Annotated in this window: 20 protein-coding genes; 15 read left to right on the forward strand and 5 right to left on the reverse strand. The window is 74.8% G+C overall.

All coding sequences use genetic code 11. The features are described from left to right. Positions 1–9 precede the first annotated feature (9 nt). Positions 10–489: an STAS domain-containing protein gene (locus tag ABD879_RS17860; protein WP_345022576.1), complete on the reverse strand. Its 480-nt coding sequence runs from the start codon at positions 487–489 to the stop codon at positions 10–12. A gap of 319 nt (positions 490–808) precedes the next feature. Here ABD879_RS17860 and ABD879_RS17865 point away from each other — a divergent pair, with 319 nt between their 5' ends. The 6 genes from ABD879_RS17865 (at position 809) to ABD879_RS17890 (ending at position 7,415) form a co-directional block, all read left to right on the forward strand. Beyond that, on the forward strand, positions 809–4,498 hold the full coding sequence (locus ABD879_RS17865; RefSeq protein ID WP_345022577.1) for an AAA family ATPase: 3,690 nt from the start codon (positions 809–811) through the stop codon (positions 4,496–4,498). Between the two features lie 191 nt (positions 4,499–4,689). Then, the gene (locus ABD879_RS17870) at positions 4,690–5,799 is read left to right on the forward strand and encodes an LCP family protein (RefSeq protein ID WP_345022578.1); all 1,110 of its coding nucleotides are present in this window, start codon (positions 4,690–4,692) and stop codon (positions 5,797–5,799) included. Between the two features lie 108 nt (positions 5,800–5,907). Further along, entirely contained in the window at positions 5,908–6,210 is a 303-nt protein-coding gene (locus tag ABD879_RS17875) for a hypothetical protein (protein WP_345022579.1), read from the forward strand. 85 nt (positions 6,211–6,295) lie between these two features. Then, entirely contained in the window at positions 6,296–6,451 is a 156-nt protein-coding gene (locus ABD879_RS17880; protein ID WP_344956384.1) for a hypothetical protein, read from the forward strand. Between the two features lie 176 nt (positions 6,452–6,627). Next, a complete protein-coding gene (locus ABD879_RS17885) occupies positions 6,628–6,795 on the forward strand; it encodes a hypothetical protein (protein ID WP_345022580.1) in 168 nt (55 codons plus the stop codon). Positions 6,796–6,926: 131 nt separating this feature from the next. Beyond that, entirely contained in the window at positions 6,927–7,415 is a 489-nt protein-coding gene (locus tag ABD879_RS17890) for a glutathione peroxidase (protein ID WP_345022581.1), read from the forward strand. Positions 7,416–7,520: 105 nt separating this feature from the next. On the opposite strand, the gene ABD879_RS17895 is transcribed toward ABD879_RS17890, so the two are convergent. Together ABD879_RS17895 and ABD879_RS17900 are read right to left on the reverse strand one after the other, a co-directional pair. After that, positions 7,521–8,063: a methylated-DNA--[protein]-cysteine S-methyltransferase gene (locus ABD879_RS17895; RefSeq protein ID WP_345022582.1), complete on the reverse strand. Its 543-nt coding sequence runs from the start codon at positions 8,061–8,063 to the stop codon at positions 7,521–7,523. A gap of 163 nt (positions 8,064–8,226) precedes the next feature. Continuing rightward, positions 8,227–9,600: a hypothetical protein gene (locus ABD879_RS17900; RefSeq protein ID WP_345022583.1), complete on the reverse strand. Its 1,374-nt coding sequence runs from the start codon at positions 9,598–9,600 to the stop codon at positions 8,227–8,229. A 53-nt stretch (positions 9,601–9,653) separates the two neighbouring features. Here ABD879_RS17900 and ABD879_RS17905 point away from each other — a divergent pair, with 53 nt between their 5' ends. The 4 genes from ABD879_RS17905 to lon all read left to right on the forward strand — a co-directional run bounded on the left by ABD879_RS17905 (position 9,654) and on the right by lon (position 14,803). After that, a complete protein-coding gene (locus tag ABD879_RS17905) occupies positions 9,654–10,016 on the forward strand; it encodes a hypothetical protein (RefSeq protein WP_345022585.1) in 363 nt (120 codons plus the stop codon). Positions 10,017–10,123: 107 nt separating this feature from the next. Continuing rightward, a complete protein-coding gene (locus tag ABD879_RS17910) occupies positions 10,124–10,453 on the forward strand; it encodes a DUF3817 domain-containing protein (RefSeq protein WP_345022586.1) in 330 nt (109 codons plus the stop codon). Between the two features lie 138 nt (positions 10,454–10,591). Next, positions 10,592–11,515, forward strand: a complete 924-nt coding sequence (locus ABD879_RS17915; protein ID WP_345022587.1) for a bifunctional helix-turn-helix transcriptional regulator/GNAT family N-acetyltransferase — start codon at positions 10,592–10,594, stop codon at positions 11,513–11,515. 888 nt (positions 11,516–12,403) lie between these two features. After that, the gene (gene lon / locus ABD879_RS17920) at positions 12,404–14,803 is read left to right on the forward strand and encodes an endopeptidase La (protein WP_345022588.1); all 2,400 of its coding nucleotides are present in this window, start codon (positions 12,404–12,406) and stop codon (positions 14,801–14,803) included. A 51-nt stretch (positions 14,804–14,854) separates the two neighbouring features. On the opposite strand, the gene ABD879_RS17925 is transcribed toward lon, so the two are convergent. Beyond that, the gene (locus ABD879_RS17925) at positions 14,855–16,360 is read right to left on the reverse strand and encodes a nitroreductase family deazaflavin-dependent oxidoreductase (RefSeq protein WP_345022589.1); all 1,506 of its coding nucleotides are present in this window, start codon (positions 16,358–16,360) and stop codon (positions 14,855–14,857) included. 142 nt (positions 16,361–16,502) lie between these two features. Between ABD879_RS17925 and ABD879_RS17930 the strand changes: the two genes are divergently transcribed. The 5 genes from ABD879_RS17930 (at position 16,503) to ABD879_RS17950 (ending at position 22,463) form a co-directional block, all read left to right on the forward strand. Then, positions 16,503–17,498: a Gfo/Idh/MocA family protein gene (locus ABD879_RS17930; RefSeq protein WP_345022590.1), complete on the forward strand. Its 996-nt coding sequence runs from the start codon at positions 16,503–16,505 to the stop codon at positions 17,496–17,498. Between the two features lie 170 nt (positions 17,499–17,668). Continuing rightward, the gene (locus tag ABD879_RS17935) at positions 17,669–18,646 is read left to right on the forward strand and encodes a substrate-binding domain-containing protein (RefSeq protein WP_345022591.1); all 978 of its coding nucleotides are present in this window, start codon (positions 17,669–17,671) and stop codon (positions 18,644–18,646) included. Next, positions 18,646–19,698: an ABC transporter permease gene (locus tag ABD879_RS17940; protein ID WP_345022592.1), complete on the forward strand. Its 1,053-nt coding sequence runs from the start codon at positions 18,646–18,648 to the stop codon at positions 19,696–19,698. The genes ABD879_RS17935 and ABD879_RS17940 overlap by 1 nt, the downstream gene beginning before the upstream one ends. Next, positions 19,695–20,507 (forward strand): ATP-binding cassette domain-containing protein, encoded by an 813-nt coding sequence (locus tag ABD879_RS17945; RefSeq protein ID WP_345022593.1) that lies wholly within the window; start codon positions 19,695–19,697, stop codon positions 20,505–20,507. Before ABD879_RS17940 ends, ABD879_RS17945 begins: the two co-directional genes overlap by 4 nt. 63 nt (positions 20,508–20,570) lie before the next feature. Beyond that, positions 20,571–22,463, forward strand: a complete 1,893-nt coding sequence (locus ABD879_RS17950) for a bifunctional copper resistance protein CopD/cytochrome c oxidase assembly protein (RefSeq protein ID WP_345022594.1) — start codon at positions 20,571–20,573, stop codon at positions 22,461–22,463. Here ABD879_RS17950 and ABD879_RS17955 read toward each other — a convergent pair. Next, a partial coding sequence (locus ABD879_RS17955) for a hypothetical protein (protein WP_345022595.1) occupies positions 22,423–22,943 on the reverse strand: 521 nt, incomplete at its 5' end. The two genes, ABD879_RS17950 and ABD879_RS17955, sit on opposite strands and share 41 nt — an antisense overlap.

The following is a 22,943-nucleotide window of genomic DNA, read 5'->3' on the forward strand; positions in this document are numbered from 1 at the left end:
GACGGCCGGTCAGGTGCCCGTCGCGGCGGCGGGCCGCCCGGCGGGGCCGGTGCCCTCGCCTTCCGGAGCCTCGCTCTCGCCCGCTGCGCCTTCGGGGGACCCGCCCGTGTCGCCGGACGGTGCCGCCGCGGCGGCGACCGCCTCCTCGACGGTGTCCGCGATGGCCAGTCGGCGGTGCAGCCCGGTGATCTCCAGGGCCCGCCACACGATGGGCCGGGGAGCGACCAGCACCAGGCAGCCCCCGGCCTCGGCGGCCGACCGGTAGCAGCCGAGGATCGCCGAGAGGCCGTGCGAGTCCACGAACTCCAGCTCGGCCAGGTCCAGCACGACCCGGTCGCCGTGCTCGCGCCGCGCCCGGCGCACCCGCAGGCGCAGCTCCTCGGCGGTGGCGATGTCCAGCTCGCCGCGCAGCCGCACCACGGTGCACCCGCCGTGCGGGCGGGAGGTCACTTCAAGCGGCTGCACGGGGTCCCCCGTCTCGATGGGCACGATGGACACGGTGGACGCGCCTCCGCCGGACCCGGCGGCGAGATCGGCTCATCCGTCAACTATCCCGGAGGGCACGACGCCTGCCAATAAGGCGACGTCCCCTAGGGCGCTCCGACACCGTCCGTAACGGCGGGGCCCGCGGGCAGGGGGGCCATTCCCACACTATGCGCCATCGTCAAGGGCGCAAACGGCGGCCGCCCCGCCTTTCCCACGGGCGTAGGGTGCTTGCCAGACGTGACCGATCAGTGTTCTCACGGGGGACGTTCTCATCAGAGACGTCCCCCGTGGCCGCGGTGGGATCAAAGGAGGAGCGTCCCAGGTGAGCGCGCCCCGGTTGCCCGACCATCTCGAACTGCTGCTGACCGACGAACCCGTCCTGGACGTGTACGCCCACGGTCCCTGGCGGGTGCCGGACGGCCTGTACGAGGAGATGCGGGAACGCGCCGTCGCCTTCAACGCCGACGAACGCGCGGCGCTGCTCGCGCGGCCGCTCAGCGACTTCTACGGGCCGCGCACCTCGGTGGCCGGGGCCGAGCAGTGGTCGCTGCTGACGTTCCTGCTGGGGGCCTCGGCGGTACGGGGCGGCTCGCGGGGCGACGTGGAGTACGAGCTGCTGTCGGACTTCCTGGCCGCCCCCGAGCCCGCGGTCCGCGACCCGCTGGCGTGGTTCACCCAGGGCGGCCGGTGGCGCCCGCCCGGCCTGTGGCTGCCCGAGCCCGCGGGCGACGACCCCGAGCGCCGCGCCGTCATGTACCGGCTGGCGCGCGACGGCCTGGACGTGTTCGCCGGCCTGGAGCCCCTGGAGCCGCGCCGCCGGGCGCTGGTGGAGCTGTTCGACAGGCGCGCGGCCGACCCGGTGCTGCGCGAGCGGGACCTCACCGTCCCCCAGGACCGCCTGGAGGCCGCGTGGGCGGACGGCCTGCCCGACGAGACCCTGGCCGTGCTGCCGGAGCTGTCCGGGCCCGTCGGCTACCTGAGCTGGGTGTGCGCGGGCCTGGACGCCGCGCACGGCCGCCTGGCCGCCCAGCTCGGCGACACCGAGCCCGCCGACGTCGCCGTCGCGAACCTGCTGCTGGCCGCGGAGCTGACCACCGTGCCCGCCGAGATGGCCGTGGCGGTCGGCACGGCGCGCTACGAGCGCCTGCAGGACCGGCTGCGCGCCCTCCGCGGCGAGTTCGACGTCGAGTCCTGGCAGCTGACCCTGCGCGCCTGGCTTTCCCGCGGGCTCGTCGCCGGCGAGGCCGACGCGTGCCGCGCCTGGCTCGACATGGCGGTCCGCCTCACCGGCGCCGTGCAGGGCCTGCCCGAGACGGCCACCATGCCGCGCTGCCGCGTCCCGGTGCGCGCCTTCCAGGTGGACCTGCGGCGCCTGTTCGCGTCCCGCCGCGTCACCAACCACCTGGTGGACCGCCTGGCCCCGCCCGGCGCCGCCGCGGCCGGCCGGCGGGACCCCGCCGGCCTCGCCGAAGGAACCCGGACCGCCGCCCCCGAGGCCGTCGAGCTCACGGAGGCTCTGGTCGGGCAGCCCGAGCTGACCCGCGCGCTGCGCGAGGCGCTGGCCGCGCGGGCGGCGGGGGAGCGCCCGATCCGCCTGCTGGTGGCCGGCCCCGAGGGCACCGGCAAGGGCACCGCCGCCGAACTGCTGGAGCGCGTGCTGGCCGAGCGCGGCGCCATCCGCGAGGCCGCCTGGATCTCCGACCAGGTGTTCGCCGCGCTGAGCGTCAGCGACGCGGTGCTGTGGCTGCAGGCCCGCGTCCGCGAGTGCCTGGAGGCGCGGCTGCTGCTGGTCGTCGACGACCTGGAGCGGCTGGCCTCCTACGAGCGGTGCGGGCCCGCCGCCGCGGAGGAGCTGCGGCGGCTCATGGCCCGGTCGCCGGCGCTGGACGTCGTCGCGCTGTGCCGCCCCGGCGGCGACCGCCGCCTGTTCGACGCCAACCCCGCCCTCGTCCGCGCCTTCGAGGTCGCCCGCACCCGCGACTTCCGCGAGGACGACTACACCGAGCTGTCCCGCCGCGCCGCCGCCCGCCGCGCCGCCGTGGTCGCCCGCGAGGTCGCCGCCCGGGCCGGCGCCCTGCTGGCCGCCACCCCGCCCCTGCTCAACCTGCGCGGCGCCCGCCTGGTCGAACACCTGGCCAACCAGGCCACCGCCAACGCCCGGGCCCGCCTGGCCGCCGCCCTCCAGACCGAGCCTCCCCGGCGCACCGCCGCCGACGCCGACCCGGCGAACCCGGCGCCCGCGGCCGGGACCCCGGCCGGAAGCAGGCCGGGGCCCGTCCTGGAGGTCGTCGCGGCGGACCTGCCGCAGCGGCTCATCCCGGGCCGGGCCGCGGAACGCGACCCCCACGCCGAACTGGCCGCCCTGGCCGGCATCGAACCCGTCAAGCGGGAGGTCGCCGCGCTGGTCGCGGAGGCGAAGGCGGCGCGGTTGCGGCGGGAGGCGGGGATGGCGGTGGCGTCCCGGCCCCGGCATCTGGTGTTCGCGGGCAGTCCCGGTACCGGCAAGGGCAAGGTCGCGGGGATTCTCGGGCGGATCTTCGCCGAGGTGGGTGCGCTGTCGACGGGGCATCTGGTGGAGGTGGACCGGGCCGACCTGCTGGGCGAGTACACCAGTGAGAGCGCGTTGAAGATGCGGCGGGCCGTGGAGCGGGCGCTGGGCGGTGTGCTGCTGGTGCGGGGTGCGCACGCGCTGGCCCAGGTGGAGCCGGTGCGGGGGCGTGAGCTCGTGGGTGCGCTGCTGACCGCGGTTCAGACGCATTCGGATGATCTGGTGGTGGTGCTCACCGGGCCGGAGGCGGAGTTGAACGGGTTGCTGCGGTCGCATGAGGAGCTGGCGGCGTACTTCCCCAAGACGGTGCGGTTCCCGGATCTGACCGATGACGAGCTGGTGGAGGTGTTCGCGCGCAAGGCGGCCGAGTCGGGGTTCGCGCTGGCGGCCGGGGTGCTGGAGAAGGTGCGGGCGCTGGTGCAGGCCGCGCCCCGCGACCGCGGGCTCGTCAACGCCCGGCTGATGAACCACCTGCTCGACCGGGCCGTGGCCATGCAGGGCCGGCGCGTGCTGGAGGACGGCGTCGTCGACGAGCACGAGTCGCTCGACGAGATCCTGCTCGCCGACGTCCCCGACTCCCTGGTGCCCGGCCGCGAGGCCGTGTCCGACGACCCCCTGGTCCAGATCGACCGGCTGGTGGGGTTGGCGGCGGTCAAGCAGGAGGTGGCGGCGCTGGTGGCCGAGGCGCGCGCCGAGCAGGTCCGCCGCGACGCCGGCGTGCCGATCGCGTTCCCGACCCGGCACATGGTGTTCACCGGCAACCCCGGCACCGCCAAGACCACCATCGCCCGGCTCATCGCGGCGGTGTACGCGCAGCTGGGCCTGCTGTCGTCCGGGCACCTGGTGGAGGCCACCCGCGCCGACCTGGTCGCCGAGTACATCGGCCAGACCGCCCACCGCGTGCGCACCGTGGTCGAGCGCGCCCTGGGCGGCGTGCTGTTCATCGACGAGGCCTACACCCTGGCCGGCACCGGCGGCGACCAGCGCGACTTCGGCCACGAGGCCGTCGCCGAACTGCTGCGGCTGATGGAGGAGCACCGCTCCGACCTGGTCGTCATCGTCGCCGGCTACGGCACCGAGATGGAGCGGTTCCTGGCCTCCAACCCCGGCCTGGCCTCCCGCTTCCCCAAGCGGCTCCACTTCCCCGACTACAGCGTCGACGAGCTGCTGGCCATCTTCGAGCTGATGGCCGACCAGGCCGGATTCACCCTGGCCGACGGCGTCCTGCCGCAGGTGCGGGCCCGGCTGGCCGCCGAACCGCGCGGCGCCTCCTTCGGCAACGCCCGCATGGTCCGCAACCTCCTGGACGCCGCCATCGCACGGCAGGCCCAGCGCATCACCGCCGCCGCCGACGCCAAACCCGGCATCAAAATGGACGACGCCGAGGTGCGCATGCTGCGCACCGAGGACCTGCCTCCCGGTCCGCGGGAGGTCGGCCGCGGCGGCCACGGCCCCTACATCTAGACCGCACCCCGTACGGCGCGCCGTGGGCCCGAGGGCTGAGCCGGCCGGTCCGCATGTCGGCGGGTGAGGTGACGGCGGCGGGCCCACAATCATGCGGTGGATTGACGCGCGGGACACGCCGGGTTGTCTAAGGTCTACGGGTACGACGCGAAGGCAGACGGGGGCCGGACACGATTAGGAAGGGGACGCGCGTGGCACGCAGGCCCGCATCCTCCCAGGCGGGGCGCCCGTACGACCACGAGCACGACCCGTACGGGGACGCCTACGCAGACCCCTACGGGCGGGATCCCTACGGCGGTGATCCTTACAGCGGGGACCCCTACGGAGGGGACCCCTACGCGGGACGCCGTCGCAGGCGGCGCTGGCCGCGCGTGCTGGCCGTGCTGCTGGCGCTGCTGCTGGTGACCGTCGTCGGCGGCTACTTCTACCTCGACTCGCGGCTCAACCGGGAGTCGGTGCTGGAGGACTACGCCGGACGTGTCGCCGACACCCCCGGCACCAACTGGCTCATCGTCGGCTCCGACAGCCGGGAGGGGCTGACGCGCGAGCAGAAGCGGCAGTTCGCCACCGGCGACGCGCAGGGCCGCCGCACCGACTCGATGATGCTGCTGCACTACGGCGACGGCGGCACCACCCTCGTCAGCCTCCCGCGCGACTCCTACGTGGAGATCCCCGGCCGCGGCCGCAACAAGCTCAACGCCGCGTTCGCCTTCGGCGGCCCCAAGCTGCTGGTGCGCACCGTCGAGCAGGCCACCGGCGTGCACATCGACCACTACGCCGAGATCGGCTTCGGCGGCTTCGTGGGCGTGGTCGACGCGATCGGCGGCGTCGAGATGTGCATCAAGGAGCCGATGCGCGACCGCAAGGCGGGCCTGAACCTGCAGGCGGGCTGCCAGACGCTCGACGGCGGCAAGGCGCTCGGCTACGTGCGCACCCGCGCCTCCGCCCGCGCCGACCTCGACCGCGTCGAACGCCAGCGGCAGTTCTTCGGCGCCCTGATGAAGAAGAGCGCCAGCCCGGAGGTGCTGCTCAACCCGTTCCGCAGCATCCCGCTGGCCCTCAACGCCACCAGCAACTTCGTGGTGGACGACGGCGACCACCTGCACGACCTGGTGCGCATGATGTGGGCGATGCGCGGCGTCACCGGCGGCGACGGCGTCACCACCACCGTGCCGATCGGCGGCTCCGGCTCGGCCGCCGGGGTCGGCGCCTACATCACCTGGCACCGCACCAAGGCCGCTCAGCTGTTCGACGCCCTCAAGCAGGACCGGCCCGTCCCCTCGGACGCCATCTCCAACTGAGGAACGTGAGATTCGTCACCGCGGCCGGACGGAGCCGACGGTCCGGCGGCGGGTTCTGCGGCGCGGCCCGGAACGTTCCCGGGCCGCGCCGCGCATTAGAGTCGGGCTATGGCCGATGCCACGCCCGACGCCGCCGACCTGGAACGACTGCCGGCCAGGGAGCTGCACGACAGGGCGGTCGCACGCGCCAGGCAGCGGCGCGACGTCGGCTTCGTGTGGGAGCTGCTGCGCGCGATCCCGGCGGCCGCGGCCGTCCTCGGCGAGCAGGACCGCGCCGCGTTCGACCTGCTCCACGGGCTGTCGCTGGTGGAGGAGTTCACCCACGCGGGCGAGGGCGAGATGGCCGAGGCGCTGCGTCCCCTCTACACCGAGTACCTGATGCGTCACGGCCTGCCCGCCGACCGCGCTTGACGTGGTCTTTCCGCCGCCTTGGGCCGCCCGGTGCCGCCGCCGGGAATCACTGAGCGTGGAGCCAGCGACACAGAAGGTGGGGGACGTGAACAAGAAGTGGTTCAAGATGGCGGGGCTCGCCTTCGTCATCTGGTACATCGTCAGCCGGCCCGAGGCGGCGGCCGGCCTGGTCAACCAGAGCCTGGGCGGACTCGGCAGCGCCGCCGAGTCGTTCTCGACGTTCGTCAGCGCGATCCCCTGACCTGCGGCGGGGCGCGAGGCCCCGCGGAACGCCGGAAGGACACGGGATTCTTCCGTCGCGGGGGATCATCCGACTCCCGGGCCGTCACAGTAAACTCCCGCTTTGCGGGCAGACGCAGACGGGCACAATTGGTTCGGGTCATTGTGTCGCTGCGCTACTAGAGGGACGGCATCGGGATGTTGAAGAAGTACCTCCGCTACGGGGCCATCGCCTTCGTCATCTTCTACCTGCTCAGCTCGCCGCAGGACGCGGCAGGTGTCGTCAACAACGCGCTCGCGCAGCTGGGGAACGCCGGCAACCAGCTGGGGGCGTTCGTGACCTCCATCAACCTCGGGCAGGGTTAGCGAACACGGGGCGGGCTCGACGCGGCGGTAACCCGGCGCGCCGCCAGGGCTCCGCCCCCGAATGTCGCCGTTCCGCCGCGACCGCCGGCAGGTCGCGGGCGGGGCGGAGGGCCGTCTCCTAAGATCGGCCCATGTCCGTCTACGACGTGGAGATCGGCGGTCTGCGGGGAGGCTCCGCGGACCTCCGGCAGTACCGGGGCAAGGCCGTGCTCATCGTCAACGTCGCCTCCAAGTGCGGCCTGACTCCCCAGTACGCCGGGTTGGAGCGACTCCAGAAGCGATACGCCGACCGCGGCTTCACCGTGCTCGGCGTGCCCTGCAACCAGTTCATGGGCCAGGAGCCGGGCACGCCGGAGGAGATCGCCGAGTTCTGCTCGGCGACCTACGGCGTCACCTTCCCGCTCACCGAGAAGGTCGAGGTCAACGGCGAAGGGCGGCACCCCCTCTACCAGGGCCTCGTCGGCTTCGCCGACGCCGGGGGCCACACCGGCGACATCCGCTGGAACTTCGAGAAGTTCCTGGTCGCGCCGGACGGCGGCGTCGTCGCGCGGTTCGCCCCCCAGGTCGAACCCGAGTCCGACGAGATCATCGCCGCGATCGAGGCCAACCTGCCCGGCTGACCGGCATGCCCCGGCGGCCTCCGGCGGCGCGGCGGCCGCGGCCGACCGGCCCCTACCGGCCGCCGCGCCGCACGACGCGGCGCGGCCGGCAGGCGCGGCGGGCCGTCAGGGCCCCCGTTCCAGATCCCAGTCCAGCGTGGCCGGAAGGGCGCCCTCGAGGGTGAGCAGCCAGCGCTTGACCTCGACGCCGGAGCCGCCGCTGTAGCCGCCCAGGCCGCCCGCCGCGACCACGCGGTGGCACGGCACGATGATCGGGATCGGGTTGCCGCCCATCACCTGCCCGATGGCCTGCGCCGGCACCCCGGCGCCGCTGCGCTCGCCGAGTTCGCCGTAGGTCACCACCGAGCCGTACGGCACCGACTCGTACAGCGTGGCGAGCACCTGCCGCTGCAGCCGCGACGTCAGCCGCCAGTCGACCGGCAGGTCGAACGGCACGCGCTTCCCGGCGAAGTACGCGGCGAGCCGCTCCACCACCGGCGCGGTGCGGGCGGGGTCGTCCACCACGGGCAGGCCGACCGCGGCCGCCGTACGGGCGCGCTCGGCGGGCGAGTCGTGCCACCGCAGCCGCACGACCCCCGCCTCGGTCACGCCGACCAGCAGCGTGCCGAGGACGGTCTCGACCGTGCCGAACGCCAGAGTCGGCGTCATCGGCCCTTCTCCTCTCCGCGCGCCGCGGCCCCGCCGCGGTGCCTACCGCCGTGGACGAACACGCCGTGGACGAACCCGCCGTGAACGAACACCGGCACCATTCCACCCACCATTCCATCGTCCCGCCTCCGCGCACCCCCGCGGGACGCGGGTCACGGCGCGGTCAGGAGGCGGTGGAGGCGGACCGACTCGCGGACCAGGCGGCTGCCGCCGCCGCGTCCGGCCGGCTCCGCCAGGCCGGGGATGCCGGCTTTCGCGCCGGTCGTCTCGGCGGTCCCCGCGGCGAGGGCGAGCAGGTCGGGCAGGCCGGCGGGCGCGCGCCGGCCCGGTGGCGGGAGGAGGCCGGGCAGGGCGGCGGCCAGTACGGCGGAGACTCGGCAGCGCGCCGCGGCAGCACGCGGCCGGGGGCCGGGTGGCGGTCGAGGTCGCCGCGAGCCGACCGGGAATGGCCGGGGACCTTCTGGCGGGGCGGCGCCAGCGGCCGGATGGCGACGCAGACCCACGCCGCCGCGTGGAAGGCGGCGGAGGGGTGGTCGTACTCCAGCCACGGCGCCGCGTCGTAGACCACCTTGCGCGGCGCGTCGCGGGTCTCCTGCGGCTTGCGGCAGGCCAGCTCGACCACGGCCGCCAGGAACCGCTCGCCGTCGGCCATGGGCGCGTCGAGGCCGAGCCCGTCCTCGGCCGCGTCGGCCAGCTCGGCGAGGGACGTGATCGGCGGGGCCAGAGGACGCGCGGCGAGCCGCGCCGCCGGAGGCACAGGCGGCGCAGGCGCCTGCCCCTCCAGCGGCGGGACGGGCGCCTGCGGGTCGGGCGGCCCCACCGGCCCGACGGCCTCCGCGAGCAGGTCGCGGGCCTGGACGTGCAGGGCGCCGGCCTCCCGCCGGACGGTCTCGCGCGCCTCCTTCCCGGCCCTGCCCGCGTGCTTGGCGGCCATCTTCGCGGCGCGTTCCTGCAGGTCGAGGGCCTCCTGCCCGAACGCGACCGTCAGCGCGGCCCGGACCAGCTTCTTCTCCGGACGCGATAGCAGCGCCTCGGCGGCCTCGACGAACGCGGCCTCCGGCAGCGCCTCCGCCGCGTCGACGCGGCGGAGGCGCTCCAGCGCCAGTTCGGCGACGCGCGCGGGGGCGGCGGGCAGCAGCCGCAGGTAGTCGCGCACGCGTGCGGTGCTCTCGGCGGCGGTCGGCTCCAGCGCCCCGTGCAGCACGCCGCACCAGCGCAGCTCCTGGGCGGTGCCGCCGCGCAGGAGGCGGCGCACGCATCCGTCGAGCAGCAGCGACCGGTCGACCTGCCCGGCGGCGGCCATGCGGACGAGTCCGTTGACGCGGCCGTCGGCGCGCCGGCCGCCGGGGTCGAGCAGGCGGCCCGCCGCGTCCATCTCGAACAGCCGGGGCAGCACGGCGCGGAAGAACGGGTCGGCGGGGTCCATGCTGTCCGGGGGCGTCCACCTGATCCAGCCCGCCACGAAGCCGTCGCTCAGCGGGGGCGGCCCGCTGCGGCCCCGCGCCGTCCACGCCGGACCGCCGACCTGAGGAAACATCGACGCCCGGGGGTGGTCACGGCCTCGGCGGACCCGGAGGTAGGCTCGGTGCCGTGCGAAGGTTTCTCACCCCCGGATGGCTTGGGCTGCACGCCCTGGCGATCGTGCTGTTCGTGGCCTTCCTCGGCTTCGGGTGGTGGCAGTTCGAGCGCGCCCAGTCGGGCAACGACCGCAGCTGGGCCTACACCTTCGAATGGCCGATCTTCGCCTGCTTCGTGGTCGTCATGTGGGTCAAGATGATCCGCGACGAGCTCAACGGCGATCCCGCGTCCCGCGCGCCGAAGGTCATCGAGGATCCCGTCGAGGCCGAGGTGAAGCAGGAGATCATCCGCCGGCAGGAGGAAGAGGATCCGGAGCTGGCGGCCTACAACCGCTACCTGGCGCGGCTGAACGCGCAGGCGGGCCGCCCCGACTGACCCGCACCGGAGCCGTCCGCCGCGGGCGCGCCCGAGCGCGGCGCCCGCGGCGGTGCCGTGCTGCCGGAACCCGCTGGAGACCAGGACCCGCTAGAGAGGTGTGATTCGTGGAAGCGGCCATCAACCGGTACCGCATCCTGGCGATCGTCGTCGGCGTGATGCTGCTGATGGTCGTCTTCGTCGGCATGCCGATCCGCTACATCGGCGGCAACGCCACCCCGTCGGCGATCATCTCGCCGATCCACGGCGCCCTGTACATCGTCTACCTGGCGATGGCCTACGACCTGTGGCGCCGGGCGCAGTGGCCGCTCAAGCAGATGGTGGTCATGGTGTCCGCGGGGCTGGTGCCCTTCCTGGCCTTCTTCATCGAGCGGCGGATCGTCCGGCAGGCGCGGGAGGTCGCGCGCACCGCCGAGCAGCCGGCCGCCGGTGCCTGACCACCGAAACCCGGTCAACGGAACCTGAGCGCCGCGGTCCGATCGCCGGGTCGGCGCCGCGGCGCCCGCGGCCGTCCTCCGCCTGGACCCGCACCCCGCCGATATGTTTGACTGAGTCAAACGTTTTGGAGGTGGTGTATGGCCGTTCCGGCGGAGGACGTGTCGACGGTCCGCTCGTTCAACCGCTTCTACACCCGCGTCATCGGGGTGCTCGGCGAGGGGCTGGTGCACACCCCGTACTCGCTGACCGAGGCCAGGGTGATCTTCGAGCTGGCGCAGCGGGACGCCACCGAGGTGCTGGAGCTGCGCCGCACCCTCGACCTGGACGCCGGCTACCTGAGCCGCATGCTGGCCCGCTTCGAGAGCGACGGCCTGGTGCTGCGCGAACGGTCCGCGCAGGACGCGCGCCGCCAGACCGTCCGGCTCACCGAGCGGGGCCGCGAGGTGTTCGCCATGCTCGACGAGCGGTCCGGCGCCGAGATCCGCGACCTGCTGGAGCGGCTGCCCGACGGCGAGCGGCGGCGGCTCGTGGCGGCCATGCGGACCATCCGCGGCGTCCTCGACGGCGTCGCCCCCGGGCGCACCTTCACGCTGCGCCCGCTGCGCCCCGGCGACCTGGGCTGGGTGGTGCAGCGCAACGGCGCCCTCTACGACGCCGAGTGCGGCTGGGACCGCACCTACGAGGCGCTGGTCGCCAGGGTCGTGGCCGACTACGTCGACGGCCACGACCCCGAACGGGAGAACGCCTGGATCGCCGAGAGCGACGGCGAGCCGGTCGGCGGCGTGTTCTGCGTGCGCCGCGACGACCGCACGGCCCAGCTGCGGCTGCTGCACGTCGAGCCGAGCGCCCGCGGGATGGGCATCGGCACGGCCCTGGTGGACGAGTGCCTGCGCTTCGCCGCCGCCGCGGGCTACCGCGAGATCATGCTGTGGACCACGGCCCTGCAGAAGGCCGCCCACCGCATCTACGAGCGCGCCGGGTTCGAGCTGGAGCTGGAGGAGGAGCCCGCCGAGCGGTTCGGCACGCGCATCCACGGCCAGTACTGGCGCCGCGCCCTGTGACACCGGACGGCCTCCGGCGCCGGACGGTCCGCGGCGCCGGACGGCCCGCGACACGGGACGGCCCGCGGAGACGGGCGATCTCCGCGGGCCTGGTACCGCAGCGGTATTCGGTTCATCTGTGCGGACGGTCCGGGAACGGGGTCGGGACAGGGGTGCCGGACCGTCCTGCTGATCGCTTGCCTGTGCCACTCACCTCCCTTCGGGGACGGCCGTACGGCCGTGCGGGGAACGGCCGCACGCTCGGTCGCGCGACGCGCCCAGGGGACGGTCGGAGCGGACGGGGGCGCCGGTGCCGCGGGGGCGTACGGCACCGGCGCCCGGAGGGACGCCCGGCCCGGGAGCCGGGCGCCCGTCGTCGGGGAGCCTGCCGCCGCACCGCGCTCCTGCGGCGGCAGGCCCGCCTCCGGCCCGGAGCGGCCGAGAACCCGAGGCGTGCCGCCGGGCGCAGGCACCGCGGGCACCCGAACGCGCAAGGGGGCGATGCCGGGTGCGGGCCGACGCGCCGGGACGGTCCTCGGCCGTCCGGACGAGGTCGTGCGACGGGGCGGGCGGAAGGGGCGCGCTGACCCTCGCCGTGTGCGGCATGTGACCCCTCCTCGATCCGCCGGGTCGGGCCTTTACCGGCCCGGAGGGTTGACCTTCACTCGCTGTCACGATCTCGTTGCGGTACGTACCCCCAGGTCATGACCCTGTAAACGCCGCCCCGGGAAGATCTGTGCCGGCGGGCCCGGCGACGGGGCGCCGGAAGGCGATCGCTCAGAGCGAACGTTGCCGAGGAAACAAAATCCTGCTCCGTTTTCTTGAGTGGGAGTGACTCAACCTTGTTGGGTCCGCAGGGCGGTTCCCGGGGAGCGGGAGCCGCCGCCGTAAAGGACTTTGGAGCGGAGCATGAGCGAGACCCTGACGCTGCCGGTGCTGCCCCTGGACGACGGGGCCGTTCTGCCCGGCATGGTCGTCCCCCTCGACCTGTCGGAGGGGGAGGTGCGGGCGGCGGTCGAGGCGGCGCGGGCCGCGGCGCGCACGACGGGGCCGGGGATGCGGTCCGCGCCCAAGCCGCGGGTGCTGCTGGTGCCCCGGCTCGAGGGGCGGTACGCGGCGGTCGGGACGCTGGGCGTGGTGGAGCAGGAGGGGCGGCTCCCCGGCGGCGGGCCGGGTGCGGTGGTGCGCGGCGCGGCGCGGGTGCGCATCGGCACCGGGACGACCGGGCCGGGCGCGGCGCTGTGGGTGGAGGGCGTCCGCATCGAGGAGCCGCCCGCCACCGGGCGCGCGCAGGAGCTGGCCAAGGAGTACAAGGGCCTGGTGAGCGCGATCCTGCAGAAGCGGGGCGCCTGGCAGGTCGTGGACGTGGTGCAGCGCATCGACGACCCGTCGGCGCTGGCCGACAACGCGGGCTACGCGCCCTACCTGACGCAGGAGCAGAAGATCGAGCTGCTGGAGACCACCGACGTGGTGGAGCGGCTCACCCTGGTGATCGGCTGGGCGCGCGACCACCTGGCCGAGCTGGACGTGGCGGAGACGATCCGCAAGGACGTCCAGGAGGGCATGGAGAAGACGCAGCGCGAGTTCCTGCTGCGCCAGCAGCTGGAGGCCATCCGCAAGGAGCTGGCCGAGCTGAACGGCGAGCCCGCGGGCGAGCAGGACGACTACCGCGCCCGCATCGAGGCCGCCGACCTGCCGGAGAAGGTGCGGGAGGCGGCGCTGAAGGAGGTCGAGCGGCTGGAGCGGACCTCCGACGCCTCCCCGGAGGGCGGCTGGATCCGCACCTGGCTGGACACGGTGCTGGACATCCCGTGGAACACCCGCACCGAGGACGCCTACGACATCGCGGGCGCCCGCGCCGTGCTGGACGAGGACCACGCGGGCCTGGACGACGTCAAGGACCGCATCGTGGAGTACCTCGCGGTGCGCAAGCGGCGCGCCGACCGCGGACTCGGCGTCGTCGGCGGGCGGCGCAGCGGCGCGGTGCTGGCGCTGACCGGCCCGCCCGGGGTCGGCAAGACCTCGCTGGGCGAGTCGATCGCGCGCGCCATGGGCCGCAAGTTCGTGCGGGTCGCGCTGGGCGGCGTGCGCGACGAGGCGGAGATCCGCGGGCACCGGCGCACCTACGTCGGCGCCCTGCCGGGCCGCATCGTGCGCGCCGTCCGCGAGGCGGGGTCGATGAACCCGGTGGTGCTGCTGGACGAGGTCGACAAGCTCGGCGCCGACTACCGGGGCGATCCGACCGCGGCGCTGCTGGAGGTGCTGGACCCCGAGCAGAACCACACCTTCCGCGACCACTACCTGGAGGTCGAGCTCGACCTGAGCGACGTGCTGTTCCTGGCCACCGCCAACGTCGTGGAGGCCATCCCCGGGCCGCTGCTGGACCGCATGGAGCTGGTGCGGCTCGACGGCTACACCGAGCACGAGAAGGTGGTCATCGCCCGCGACCACCTGCTGCCCAGGCAGCTGGACAAGGCCGGGCTGGAGGCGTCCGAGGTGGCCTTCGACGACGCGGCGCTGCGGCGGCTGGCGACCGAGTACACCCGGGAGGCGGGCGTGCGGTCGCTGGACCGCGCGATCGCCCGGGTGCTCCGCAAGATCGCCGCGAACGCGGCGCTGGGCCGCGAGACGCTGCCGGTCGCGGTGGGCGCCGACGACCTGAAGCGGTATCTGGGACGGCCCCGGCACACCCCCGAGGTGGAGCTGAGCCGCTCCGAGCAGCGCACCGCGGTGCCCGGCGTGGCCACCGGGCTGGCGGTCACCGGCACCGGCGGCGACGTGCTGTACATCGAGGCGTCGCTGGCCGATCCGGAGACCGGCGACACCGGCGTGACGCTGACCGGCCAGCTGGGCGAGGTGATGAAGGAGTCGGCGCGGATCGCGCTGAGCTACCTGCGCTCGCGCGGCGCCGAGCTGGAGCTGCCGGTCGGCGACCTGAAGGACCGCGGCGTGCACATCCACGTGCCGGCCGGCGCGATCCCCAAGGACGGGCCGAGCGCGGGCATCACGATGACCACCGCCCTGGCGTCGCTGCTGTCGGGCCGCCCGGTGCGGCCGGACGTGGCGATGACCGGCGAGGTGTCGCTGACCGGGCGGGTGCTGCCCATCGGCGGGCTGAAGCAGAAGCTGCTGGCGGCCCACCGGCAGGGCATCACCACCGCCATCGTGCCCAAGCGCAACGAGCCGGACCTGGAGGACGTCCCGGCCGAGGTGCTGGAGGAGCTGACGGTGTTCGCCGTCAGCGACGTCCGCGAGGTCCTGGAGCTGGCCCTGGAGCCCGCCGCCGACGGCGCCGCCGTCGCCGCGTGACGGCGGCCCCGCGGGCGCCCGCGCCGGCCTTCTTGCGGCGCGGGCGCCGCGCTACCCGCGCGGGGTGAGCCGGAAGACGCGCAACTGCCGGGTGACGCGGCCGGCGTACCGGTCGTAGACGGGCCAGACCTCCAGCAGCCGGGGCCAGATCTCGGCGCGCTCGGCGTCGTCGAGCAGGCGCGCGGTGACGGGGACGGTGCGGCCGCGGAAGCTGACCTCGGCCTCGGGGTTCTTCAACAGGTTGCCGCTCCAGGCCGGGTGCTTGTCGCGGCCGAAGTTGGAGCCGACGACGATCCACGAGCCGTCCGGTTCGGGCAGGCAGGCCAGCGGCGCCCGGCGGGGGAGGCCGCTCACCGCGCCGGTGGTGGTCAGCACCAGGCTGGGCACCACGGCCTGGCCGAGCAGGAACCGGCCGCCGGTCAGCCGGTGCAGCGCCCTGTCCAGCGGCGGGACGACCTTGGGGCCGACCCTGGCGAACCAGGGCGCGCCCGAGACGCGCTGGACGGTGCGGCGGGTCAGACCGGTCATCGGCTGCTCCTTTCGGGGGGCGAGCCGCCCGGCGCGGCGGGCGGGCAGGTGGCCGGCGGCGGCCAGCCAGGCCAGCGCGTCGGCGACCGTCTCGCGGGGCGGGCGGAGGGCGAGGCCGAGGGCGTCGAGGGCGGGCCGGTCGTCGGTCGGCACGAGCGTGACCATGAACTCGGCGGCGTCCCTGGTCAGCGGGTAGCCGACGGGGCGCACGCGCCTGACCGCGTCCAGCGCGGACCCGAGGCCGAGCATGGCCGCGGCCGGCACCGGCAGGCGGCGGCAGCGCACGCCGGTGAGGTCGTCGCACAGGTCGGCCAGCTGCGGCCAGGTGAGGTAGTGGCCGCCGAGCATCCAGCGGCGCGGCCCCCGGCCGGGGGTGACGGCGCGGGCCAGCGCCGCGGCCAGGTCGCGCACGTCGAGCACGGACACGCCGCCCGGCGGGACCGGCCACAGCAGGCCGAGCGCGCCGGCCAGGCCCGCCATGAGCGAGTCCAGCCTGGGCTGGTGCGGGCCGCACACCCCGCCCGGGTAGACGGTGGTGACGGGCGCGCCCGCGTCCTGCAGCTCGCGGACGTAGCGTTCGGCGGCGACCTTGGAGCGGCCGTAGCCGGTGCGGGGCGCGGCCAGCGGGCCGTCGGCCGTGATGACGGGCCCGGGCGGCGGGACGAACACCGCGACGGTCGACACGTACACCACCGGGTCCAGGCCGCGCGCCACGGCGCCGCCGACGACGTTGCGGGTGCCGGCCACGTTCGTCTCGACCAGGTCGGACGGCGGGCCGGCGACGCCGACCGCGGCGGCCGCGTGGACCGCGGCGTCGCAGCCGTCCAGCGCCGCGGCGACCGAGGCGGCGTCGAGCATGTCGCCGGGGACCAGCTCGACGCGGTCGGCCGGCACGTCCAGCGCCGCCAGGACCTCGGCGGCGCGCCCCGGGTCGCGCACGAGCGCGCGCGGGCGGTGGCCCGCGGCCAGCAGCGCGGCGACGGTGTGGGAGCCGACGAACCCGGACGCGCCGGTGACGAGGACCCGCATACTGAAAACCTAGCGCTTGTTAGAACACCGGTGCCGACTTTTCGGACACCTTTATACGGCGCGGCCGGCGGTCCGGGGCGTTGACGCTCATGGAACGCTCCAGCACACTCGGGGCCCACCCAACCGCCGACCGGGAGGTCGCATGAGGATCGGACTTGCCGGCGCGGGGCGCATCGGGGCGCGCCACGCCGCCGCGCTGCGGGAGATGCCCGAGGTCGACTCGCTGGTGGTGGCCGACGCCGACGCGGCCCGGGCGCGGAGCCTGGCCGCCGGCCTGGGCGTGCGGGCCGCGGACTCGGTGGGGGAGCTGTTCGAGGCCGGCCTGGACGGGCTGGTGGTCGCCGCGGCCACCGAGGCGCACGCGGCCCTGGTCGCCCGCGGCGTGGCGGCCGGGGTGCCGGTGTTCTGCGAGAAGCCCCTCGCCCCGGATCTTGATGGAACGTTCCAAGCAGTGCGGTCCGCGGCCGCCGCGGGCGTGCCCGTGCAGGTCGGCTTCCAGCGCCGCTTCGACACCGGGTACGTCGCCGCGCGCGAGGCCGTCGCCGGCGGGCGGCTCGGCTGGCTGCACACCGTCCGCTCCTGCAGCTTCGACCCCGCTCCGCCGCCGCCGTCGTACGTGCCGGGCTCCGGCGGCCTGTTCCGCGACTGCGTCATCCACGACCTGGACGCGATCCGGTACGTCACCGGCCGGGAGGTCGTCACGGTGGCCGCCGTCGGCGCCAACCGGGGCGACGAGGTGTTCCGCCGCCACGGCGACGTCGACACCGGCGCGGCCCTGCTGACCCTCGACGACGGCACGCTGTGCCTGCTGGCCGCCACCCGCTACAACGCCGCGGGCTACGACGTGCGGCTGGAGCTGTTCGGCTCCAAGGACAGCATCGTGGCCGGCCTGGACGAGCGCACCCCCGCCACCGGGCTGCCCGGCGGCCCGCCCCCGCGGCGCCCCTACACCGGCTTCCTGGACCGCTTCGCCGACGCCTACGACGCCGAGCTGCGCGCCTTCGTCGGCCTCGTCGCCGGACGGCACGGCAACCCCTGCCCGCCCGAGGAGGCGCTGGAGGCGTTCTACCTTGCCGAGGCGTGCGAGCTGGCCCGGCGGGAGAACCGGATCGTGGAGGTGGCGGAGGTGCGGCGATGAGGCGCGCCGCCGAGCGGCAGGGCGGCAGGCGCCGCCGTCCCCGCCGGGGGCAGGGGAATGTGACGGCGGCCGCGAGGCGGGAGCGTTAACATCTCGCGATCATCGGAGTCCGGAGGACACCGACTCGGGCAACCCATCCCACCCACCACTCGGGGAGAACGGAGACGCCGATGAAGCGCACACGGACCATGGCCCTGGTGGCCCTGGGCGCCGCGGCATCACTGGCGCTGGGCGCCTGCAGCCAGTCGGGCGGCAAGAAGGCCGAGGAGAAGGCCGCCGCGGGCGGGCCGCGGCTCACCATCGCGATGATCACCCACTCCGGTCCGGGCGACGCGTTCTGGGACATCGTGCAGAAGGGCGCGCGGGCGGCCGCCGCCAAGCACGGCGCCAAGTTCCTCTACTCGGCCGACCCGGACGGCGGCAAGCAGGCCCAGCTCGTCCAGTCCGCGATCGACAAGAAGGTGGACGGCATCATCGTCACCTTCGCCAAGCCGGACGCGCTCAAGGACGTGGTGGGCCGGGCCGTCGCCGCGGGGATCCCCGTGGTCTCCATCAACTCCGGGGCCGACGTGTCCGCCCGGTACGGCGCGATCGCGCACTTCGGGCAGGACGAGACGGTCGCGGGCGAGGCCGCCGGGCGCGAACTGGCCAGGATCGGCGCCAAGAGGGCCCTGTGCGTCATCCACGAGCAGGGCAACGTCGGGCTGGAGGACCGCTGCGCCGGGGCGCGCAAGACCTTCGGCGGGCAGATGCAGGACCTGTTCGTCCAGGGCACCAACATGCCGCAGGTCAAGTCGTCCATCACCGCCAAGCTGCAGGCCGACGGCGGCATCGACGGCGTGCTGACGCTGAACGCCGCGGTCGCCGCCACCGCCGTCGACGCGGTCAAGGAGAGCGGCTCGACGGCCAAGGTCGCCACGTTCGACCTCAACAAGGACCTGGTCGCGCTGATGAAGGCGGGGTCGGTGCAGTTCGCCGTCGACCAGCAGCCCTACCTGCAGGGGTACGAGGCCGTCGACGAGGTGTGGCTGTACCGCACCAACGGCAACGTGCTGGGCGGCGGGCGCCCCGTGCTGACCGGGCCCGCCATCGTCTCCAAGGACGACGCCGCCCGGATCGAGGCGTACGCCGACCGGGGGACGCGCTGATGGGGCAGGTGGTCGTGGAGCCGTCCGCGCCCGCGGCCGACGAGCGGCTGGCGCGGCGGTCGTGGGCGCGCCGCCTGCTGGCCCGCCCCGAGCTGGGGGCGCTGCTCGGCGCCGTGGCGGTGTTCGTCTTCTTCTCCCTGGTCGCCGACGCGTTCCTGCGCGCCGAGTCGTTCTCCACCGTCCTGTACGCGGGCTCGACGTTCGGGATCATGGCCGTCGGGGTGTCGCTGCTGATGATCGGCGGCGAGTTCGACCTGTCCGCCGGGGTGATGGTGACGACCTCGGCGCTGGTGGCCGCGCTGGTCAGCTACCAGCTCACGCTGAACCTGTGGGTGGGGGTGGCGCTGTCCCTGGTCGTCACCCTCGCGCTCGGCTACCTCAACGGCCTGCTGTACATCAAGACGGGGCTGCCCAGCTTCATCATCACGCTGGCGACGTTCTTCATGCTGGCCGGGGGCAACCTCGGCGTGACCAAGGCGGTCACCGGCAACGTGGCCAGCGACTCGGTCCGCGACATGGACGGCTTCTCCTCGGCGCGCGCGGTGTTCGCCTCCGACCTCGACATCGGCGGGGTCAACGTCAACATCACCGTGTTCTGGTGGCTGCTGCTCGTCGCCGTCGCCACCTGGATCCTGCTGCGCACCCGGATCGGCAACTGGATCTTCGCGGTGGGCGGCGCCCCGGCCAGCGCCCGCGCGGTCGGCGTGCCGGTCGACCGCGTCAAGATCGGGCTGTTCATGGGGGTGGCGTTCTGCTCCTGGCTGTCGGGTATGCACCTGGTGTTCGCGTTCGCCACCGTGCAGTCCGGGGAGGGCGTGGGCAACGAGTTCTTCTACATCATCTGCGCGGTGATCGGCGGGTGCCTGCTGACCGGCGGGTACGGCTCGGCGGTCGGCGCCGCCATCGGCGCGTTCATCTTCGGCATGACCAACAAGGGCATCGTGTACGCCGAGTGGAACCCCGACTGGTTCAAGTTCTTCCTCGGCGCGATGCTGCTCGTGGCCACCGTGGTCAACCTGGTGGTGCGGCGCAGAGTGGAGCGGGCGCGATGAGCGGACGGGTGCCGCTGCTGCGGCTGGACGGGGTCGGCAAGAACTACGGCAACATCATCGCGCTGCGCGAGGTGTCCCTGGAGGTGCACGCCGGAGAGGTCGCCTGCGTGCTCGGCGACAACGGCGCGGGCAAGTCCACCCTCATCAAGATCATTGCGGGGCTGCACCGGCACGACGCCGGAACCTACGAGGTCCAGGGCGAGCCGGTGGAGTTCGCCTCCCCCCGCGACGCGCTCGACCGCGGCATCGCCACCGTCTACCAGGACCTGGCCGTGGTGCCGCTCATGCCGGTGTGGCGCAACTTCTTCCTCGGCTCGGAGAAGCGCAAGGGGTTCGGCCCGTTCAGCCGCCTGGACGTCGACTTCATGCGCCGCACCACCAAGGAAGAGCTGCTGAACATGGGCATCGACCTGCGCGACGTCGACCAGCCCATCGGCACCCTGTCGGGCGGTGAACGCCAGTGCGTGGCCATCGCCCGCGCCGTCTACTTCGGCGCCAAGGTCCTGATCCTGGACGAGCCGACCGCCGCGCTGGGCGTCAAGCAGGCCGGGGTCGTGCTGCGCTACATCGTCCAGGCCCGCGAACGCGGCCTCGGCGTGGTGTTCATCACCCACAACCCGCACCACGCCTACCCGGTCGGGGACCGCTTCCTCATCCTCAACCGCGGCCGCAGCATCGGCTACCGCACCAAGGACGAGATCACCCGAGAGGAGCTCACCGCCCTCATGGCGGGCGGCGCCGAGCTCCAGGAGCTCGCCCACGAGCTGGAGTCGACGTCCCGCGCCGTGGCCGACGAGCTCTCCGAATGACGGCGCCTCCCCCTGCCCCGCTCCGTTGAACGGGGCAGGGGGCGCGCTGCGTACAGGGAAGGCGTGAGCAGCGCGCATTCCCATGGAAACGGCCGGGCCGTCCTGATGGCGTCGCCGGGACCCGCACCGGCCGGGCCCGCGCAGGCCGGGTTGGCCGCCGTCGCGGCGGCGCTGGTGGTGCTGGCGGCGACGGTCCGGTTCGGCGGCTCGATCAGCGAGCAGGCCGCGCCGGGGCTGACCCAGGCGGGGGCGTTCACCAAGGGCGCCCTGTCGCTGTCGGAGCTGGCGATGAACGCCGCCGGGACGCTCACCGCGGGCTGGCTGCTGCTCGCCGCCGTGCTGCTGCCCGCCGCGTCCGGCCACCTGGAGCGGTGCCTGCGGGCGGCGTCGCTGTGCGCGCTGGCCTGGACGCTGGCCACCCTCGCCGCGGCCGCGTTCTCGACCGGCGACCTGTTCGGCGTCCCGGCCGGACGCGTCACCGGCGACCTGCTCGCCGCGTTCCTGACGGACCTGCCGCAGGGGCGCGCCCTGGTCGCCGTCGCGGTGGCCGCCGCCACCGTCGCGGTCACCGCGCCCCTGGCCCGCACGCCGCAGGCCGCCGGATACCCGCTGCTGCTGGCGCTGGCCGGGCTGCTGCCGCCGATGTTCACCGGGCACGCGGCGGACGCCTCGTTCCACGCCCTGGCCGTCCACAGCCTGGCCGCGCACGTCCTCGCCGCGGCCGTGTGGGCGGGCGGGCTGGTCGCGCTCGCCATGGCGGTGCGGTGGGACGGGCGGCTCGCGGCCGAGGCCGTCGCCCGCTACAGCGCCGTGGCGCTGGTGTGCTTCGCCGTGGTCGCGGTGAGCGGCGCGGTCAGCGCCTGGATCCGGCTGGGCGGCTTCGACCCGGGCTCCCGGTACGGCGCGCTGGTCGCCGCCAAGATCGCCGTGCTGGCGGCGCTGGCCGGGTTCGGGTGGCGGCACCGGCGGGCGAGCATCCCGCGGCTGCGGTCGCGCGGCACCGGGACGTTCCTGCGCGTCGCCGCCGTCGAGATCGTCGTCATGGCCGCCGCCATGGCGCTGGCCACCGGCCTGTCGCGGACGCCGCCGCCCGAACTGGCCGGCGACACGCTCGACCCGGTGGAGCTGCGGCTCGGCTTCCCGCTGCCCGGCCCGCCGAGCGTGTCCGCCTATGCCCTGGACTGGTGGATCGACCCGCTGCTCGGCACGCTGGCCGTGCTCGGCGGCGTCCTGTACGCGGCGGCCGTCGTGCGGTTGCGCGGCCGCGGCGGCGCCTGGCCGCTCGCGCGCGTCGTCGCCTGGTACGCGGGGCTGACGATCGTGCTGGCCGCCACCTCCAGCGGGCTGGCCCGCTACAGCATGGTGCTGTTCAGCGCCCACCTGGTGCAGCACATGGCGGTGACCCTGCTGGCGCCGGTCATGCTGTGGCTCGGCGCACCCGTCGCCCTGGCGCTGCGCGCGCTTCCCGAGGGGCGGCCCCGGGACCTGGTCGACGCGGCGGCGCACAGCCGGGCCGTGCGGCTGCTCACGCATCCGGTCGCGGCGACGGCGCTGCTCGCCGCGACCCTCTACGGCTTCTATTTCACGCCGCTGTTCGAGTCCTCGCTGCGCAACCACGCGATCCACTCGCTGGTCCTGGCGGTGTTCCTGGCGGCCGGGTACTGCTACCTGCGCGCGGTCGCGAACCCCGGACGGGCGCTGCGCGCGGTGGCGGTCCTGGCGGCGTCCCTGCCCTTCCACGCCGCCTTCGCGCTGCACCTCGCCGGCTCCGACGACGCGTTCGCCGCGGGCTGGTTCACCCGTCTGGGACGGCCATGGGGCGTCCCCCCGCTGGACGACCAGCGCTCGGCCGGGGAGATCGTCTGGACGCTCGCGGCGGCCGCGACGCTGCTGTTCCTGGCCGTGCTCGCCTACCTCATTCGTACGCGGTCTGGATATCGCGCGCGGCGTACGTGACGTCCGGGTGCGGGTGGGCCCGCAGATTCCGCAGCAGGTCGCGCCACTGCTCCGGCCAGCCGGCGCGCCGCCCGTGCCGCTCGGCCAGTGCGCAGGCGAACAGGCCGCCGGTGACGTCGCCGCGCGCGGCGAGCCGGAGGGCATGCGGAAGCACCTGCTCGGGTTCGGGCTCCTTCGGCTCGGGCCGGACGTACCACCGGTCGGACCGCGGCTCGGGGACCAGCGCCCGCGCCACGTCCCGCACCGCCAGCACGCCGCCGACGGGACGGTCGGCCAGGGCGTCCAGGGCGGAGCCGACGTCGGGCGCGTCCCAGCGCAGGGTGCCGGCGATCAGCTTGGACGCCAGCGGCTCGGGCAGCCGCCCGTCCAGGGCGCGCAGGACCGGCTCGGCGCGCGCCAGGTCCTCCCGCGCCGCGTCCCGCACCTCCGCCGCCAGCTTGCACAGGCGCCGGAGGTCGGGCAGGTCGCGGTCGGCGCACA

Origin of the sequence: Actinomadura keratinilytica, from assembly GCF_039539665.1 — a bacterium.
In the GTDB taxonomy this organism is placed as follows: Bacteria; Actinomycetota; Actinomycetes; order Streptosporangiales; family Streptosporangiaceae; genus Spirillospora; species Spirillospora keratinilytica.